Annotated in this window: 5 protein-coding genes; 3 read left to right on the top strand and 2 right to left on the bottom strand. The window is 73.4% G+C overall.

Annotation, left to right across the window (positions count from 1 at the left end):
- On the top strand, positions 1–235 hold a 235-nt coding region (locus AB0L40_RS26845), incomplete at its 5' end, for a DUF397 domain-containing protein (RefSeq protein WP_364361724.1).
- Positions 236–237: 2 nt separating this feature from the next.
- Here AB0L40_RS26845 and AB0L40_RS26840 read toward each other — a convergent pair.
- Positions 238–909: a DUF6082 family protein gene (locus AB0L40_RS26840; protein ID WP_364361722.1), complete on the bottom strand. Its 672-nt coding sequence runs from the start codon at positions 907–909 to the stop codon at positions 238–240.
- Positions 910–1,139: 230 nt separating this feature from the next.
- Between AB0L40_RS26840 and AB0L40_RS26835 the strand changes: the two genes are divergently transcribed.
- Both AB0L40_RS26835 and AB0L40_RS26830 read left to right on the top strand, forming a co-directional pair.
- Positions 1,140–3,131, top strand: coding sequence for a glycoside hydrolase family 5 protein (locus AB0L40_RS26835; RefSeq protein WP_364361720.1), 1,992 nt, complete (start codon positions 1,140–1,142; stop codon positions 3,129–3,131).
- A 44-nt stretch (positions 3,132–3,175) separates the two neighbouring features.
- Entirely contained in the window at positions 3,176–3,922 is a 747-nt protein-coding gene (locus AB0L40_RS26830; protein ID WP_364361718.1) for an SIMPL domain-containing protein, read from the top strand.
- 19 nt (positions 3,923–3,941) lie between these two features.
- Here the strand turns inward: AB0L40_RS26830 and AB0L40_RS26825 are convergent.
- The coding region (locus AB0L40_RS26825; protein ID WP_364361716.1) for an SCP2 sterol-binding domain-containing protein at positions 3,942–4,359 on the bottom strand (418 nt) is incomplete at its 5' end.

Raw genomic sequence — 4,359 nt, 5'->3', positions numbered from 1 at the left:
GGGTGTCGTCGTTTGCTACTCATCTCGTCGGGAGTTTCACGACATGCCAGATTTGTCGGTCGCTGCGTGGCGCAAGAGCACGCGCTGCGTCAGCGATCATCACTGTGTCGAGGTCGCCGACCTCGGTGATGATGTCGGCGTCCGGAACTCACAGAGGCCGCAGACCGCACTGGTGCTGCCGAAAGCCGCCTGGCGAGACTTGATCGACGGCATCACGCGCGGCGACTTCGCCTGATCTCAGGAGATGATGGTCCGGTCCTTGGTCTGATCGGCGTTTACCAGGTCCTGACGCCGCGATCGGGGCGCGGACTGCGCCGGTGTGCGCGGCTCGTAGGGGCGGGACGGCGGACCGCTCTTCTCGGCGCGGAGGTATTCCTCGTTGATGATCTCGATGAGCCGCGCGCGCCGGCCGGCGGGCTTGACCTTTTTATGCCAATCGCCCTTGTCGCGCCAAAAACGCCGAGATATCTCGCTCTCAAAGAAATTCACCAAATAGGCGCGCACCTGCGCTTCGGACAGATCGCGAAGCTGCCAGGCGCGCTTCCAGTTGGTCAGGATCATGTTGCAGTAGTAGTAATCTCCCTCGTCGACATCCGCGGGAGCGACGAGGGCACCCCAGCATTGTCGATAATGCGGGTCCTTCATCGCGATGAGGATGAGTTGATCCTCCGCGTCGGTTAATGCCTGCAACCGGCTGGCGGTGAACTGTCGATACTGGAGCATCAGCCCGGCCAGAACCACGCCCAGGGCAACGGTGGCGATCACCGCTGAGGCGGCCCCGTAGGCCTGGCCGATGTCGCTGAGCCGAGAGTAGTCATGGGATGCGGCGTACAGTCGGCCGAGAAGCAGCGGTGTGAGGGCCACGCTGATCATGGCGGCGATGAAGCTCAGCGCGCAGACCAGCAGCACCAGCCGGCGAATGGAGCTGCCGACTCGGCCGCCTGGTCTGAATGGATCTACAGCCGTCATTTCAACCCCCGGGCGCATCTATCGATAGTGTGCCCGATAAATGCCAGAGGCGCCCTCGTTCATTCATCCGTTGTGGTGAATGCGCATGGACTGTCGGCCGCCCTGAATTGCGCCGCATATTCCCAAGCGTTAAATGAATCGCGAGGCCTCGTACGACCGATGGGGACGCGATGACACGGCGCCGGACAGCGCAGGGCGGCACGCTGGCGACCCTGGTCGTCGCCCTGGCCGCGGTGGCGCCATCCGCCGCCCCGGCCGCCGAGCAGGGCGGCGGGACGGTCTCCACCACCGCCCGCGGCGGCTCCGGCCTCGGCCGGGTCTCCGCCGCCGGCCACAGGCCGGCCGTCGACCTGAAGCTGCGCCGGACCGCCGGGGCCACGACCGCCCGCTACGAGGTCGCGAGCTCGATCCGCTGCCCGGCATCCGGGCTCGTCCGCGCCGTCCGCGCGTCGGGGACCGCGCGCGCGGGGTCGGCGGGCCTCACCGGCACCGGGCGCCGGACCGTCCGGACCGCCGACGGCACCCTGACCGTCAGCCACCGGCTGACCCTGACACCCGCCGCGGACGTCACCGCCGGCGCCCTCCGGGTCTCCGGCAGCGAGCGCGTCGACGGGCGCCGCCGCGCGTGCACCACCCGGTCGATCCCCGTCGTCGTGGCGGCCGACCGCGGCCCCGTCGCCGGCGCGGCGGCCACCCCCGCGGGCACCACGACCTTCGCGGGGCTCACGCGCACGGTCCGCCGGGCGACGCGCGGCCCCGTGGTCGTCCGCACCGACGCGGCCGGCAAGCGCGCCGCGGCGACCTGGGACGTCGCCGCGCGCTGCTCCCGCGGCGCCGACGAGCGCCTCGCGGTGGGCTCGGGGCTGCGCGGGATCCACGGGCAGCGGATCCGCGCCGTCCAGTCGTTCTCGATCCGCGGCGCGGGCGGCGTCGTCCGCTCCTACCGCGCCACGCTCTCGGCCGGCTTCCACGCCGACGGGGTCGCCGGCACGGTGCGCACGCGCGTCGTCGTGCGGGCGAAGGGCCGCCGGGCGATCCGCTGCGACAGCGGCACGCGGGCCTTCGACGCCACCGTCCCCGCGGCGGCGGGCACGACCCCGGGCACCGGCACGGGGACGCCGTCGACGCCCACCTCCCCCGCGGACGCGTCCCCGACCCCGCCGCTGACCACCAGCGGCAACCGGATCATGCGCAGCGGCGTGCCGTTCCGCTTCCGCGGCGTCAACCGCGACAGCCTCGAGTGGGGCCCCGCGAACTACCAGGGCTGCGGTGGCGACGGGCACTTCACCGACCACGACTTCGACGTCATCGCGTCCTGGAAGGTGACGGCGATCCGGCTGCCGCTGTCGCAGGCCGGCTGGCTCGGGCGCCGCTGCTCGGCGGCGGACTACGCCCGCTGGGTCGACGACGCGGTCGCGAAGGCCAACGCCCGCGGGATCTACGCGATCCTCGATCTGCACTGGACCGACGTCGAGGGCAAGGCCCAGTGCGACGGCCCCTGCCTGAGCGGGCAGCAGACGATGCCGGACGCCGACAGCCTCGTCTTCTGGCGCTCCGTCGCGGCCCGCTACGCCAACCGGCCCGGCGTGATCTTCGACCTCTTCAACGAGCCCCACGACGTCTCGTGGGCGTGCTGGCGCGACGGCGGCTGCACGACGAACGCGTCCCTGCTGCTCCCGGTGCTCTTCGCCGGGACGCCGTTCCAGGCGGTCGGCATGCAGCAGCTCTACGACGCGGTCCGTGCGCAGGGCGCCCAGAACCTCGTCCTCGTCGCCGGGCTCCAGTACGCCTACGACCTCTCGGGCGTCCTCCAGGGCCACGCGCTGAAGGGCACGAACATCGCGTACGACACGCACGTCTACACGGCGTTCCACTCGACCGTCTCGGACTGGGACCAGGGCTTCGGCCGCGTCGCCGCCAAGTATCCCGTCGTGTCGACGGAGTTCGGCACCAACGACTGCTCGGCCGGCGTCACGCAGCAGCTGCTGCGCTACTTCGACAAGCCGCTGGGCTCCGCCGCCAACAGCATGGGCTGGACGATCTGGAGCTGGAACGCGCCGGGCAGCTGCCAACAGCCCAGCGTGATCGCCGACTGGGAGGGCACGCCGCTCGGCGATCAGGGCAAGCTGATCAAGAGCGAGCTGGCCGCCGCCGCGCCGTAGCCCGGATGGACCGCGGGCCGCGGACCCGCTGGTAGCTTCGCGCGATGCGTCGTGCACCCGTCCCCGTCCTGATCCTCACCCTCGCCGCGCTGGCCGCGCCGGCGGCCGCCCGCGCGGAGGACCCGGTCGCCCCCACGCTCGGCGTGCAGGGCCAGGGCGAGGTCGAGCTGGCCCCCGACGTCGGCAGCTTCGAGGCCGGGGTCCGGCGCGTCGCGGCGACCTCCGCCGGCGCCCGCGGGGCGGCCAACGCCCGGCTCGCCACGATCGTGCGGCGGCTGCGCGCGCTGCAGGTCCCCCGGGCCGACATCACGACGACGTCGGTCTCGCTGTCCCGGCAGCGCTACCGGGGTGCGAAGACCGGCCGGATCCGCGTCCGCTGGGTCGCCTCCGGGTCGTTCTCCGTGCGGGTCGTCGACGTCGCGCGCGTCGGCCCCGCGCTCGACGCCGTGGCGGCCGCAGGCGCCACCGGCGTCGAGGGGCCGTCGTTCTCGTTCTCCCCCGGGCGCCGGACCGACGGCCGCCTCGCCGCCGAGCAGGCCGCGCTGGGCGACGCGCGTCGCCGGGCCGACGCCGCCGCCGCGTCGCAGGGCCAGCGGGTGATCGGCGTCCGCTCGATCGACCTGGACCCGTCGTCGTCGGTGTCCTTCGACGACGCACGCGAGTCCGCGACGCCGACGTCCGACTCGTCTTCGGCCTCGGCCGAGTCGGCGGCGCCCACCCCGGTGCTCGCGGGCCGCTCCACCTTCTCCAGCACGGTGCGGGTCGTCTACCTGCTCGGGCCGGCCGGCTGACCGGGGCCGCCAGTCACCCTCAGCGCCGGAAGAGATCCCCCATCCGGACCGCGAGGGCGAGGTCGCCCTCGAGGTCCAGCCGGCCGTCGAGCAGGGCGTCGCCCGCGTCGAGCTGTCCACTGACGAGGCGCAGCAGGTCGTCCGCGGTCGTCCGCAGCACCAGCGTCGGCGCGGGCGCGGGGCCGCGCCGCGCGACGGCGCGCAGCGGCCCGGCGGAGACCGTCCACGCGCGCCGCGACCCGCGGGGGCCGACGAGGTCGAACTGCAGGTCGCCGCGCAGGTCCCCGGAGCGGGCGGCCGAGCGGAGCGACCGCGCCATCCCCCGGAAGACGACGAGCATCGCGGCCTCGCTGGCGATCGTCCGTCGGACGAGGCGCGGCGACCCCCGGTCCAGGACGGTCGCCAGCGCGGCGCCCCCGCGGCGGCCGGCGGCGGCC

The organism is Patulibacter sp. NPDC049589 (assembly GCF_040675535.1).
GTDB lineage: Bacteria > Actinomycetota > Thermoleophilia > Solirubrobacterales > Solirubrobacteraceae > Patulibacter.
The sequence above is the reverse complement of the archived record's forward strand: the minus strand, read 5'-3'. Positions and strand labels throughout refer to the sequence as shown.

Excerpts from the sequence above, each read along its gene's own strand:
- AB0L40_RS26835 (WP_364361720.1), top strand. The coding sequence starts at position 1,140 with ATGACACGGCGCCGGACAGCGCAGGGCGGCACGCTGGCGACCCTGGTC.
- AB0L40_RS26830 (WP_364361718.1), top strand. The coding sequence starts at position 3,176 with ATGCGTCGTGCACCCGTCCCCGTCCTGATCCTCACCCTCGCCGCGCTG.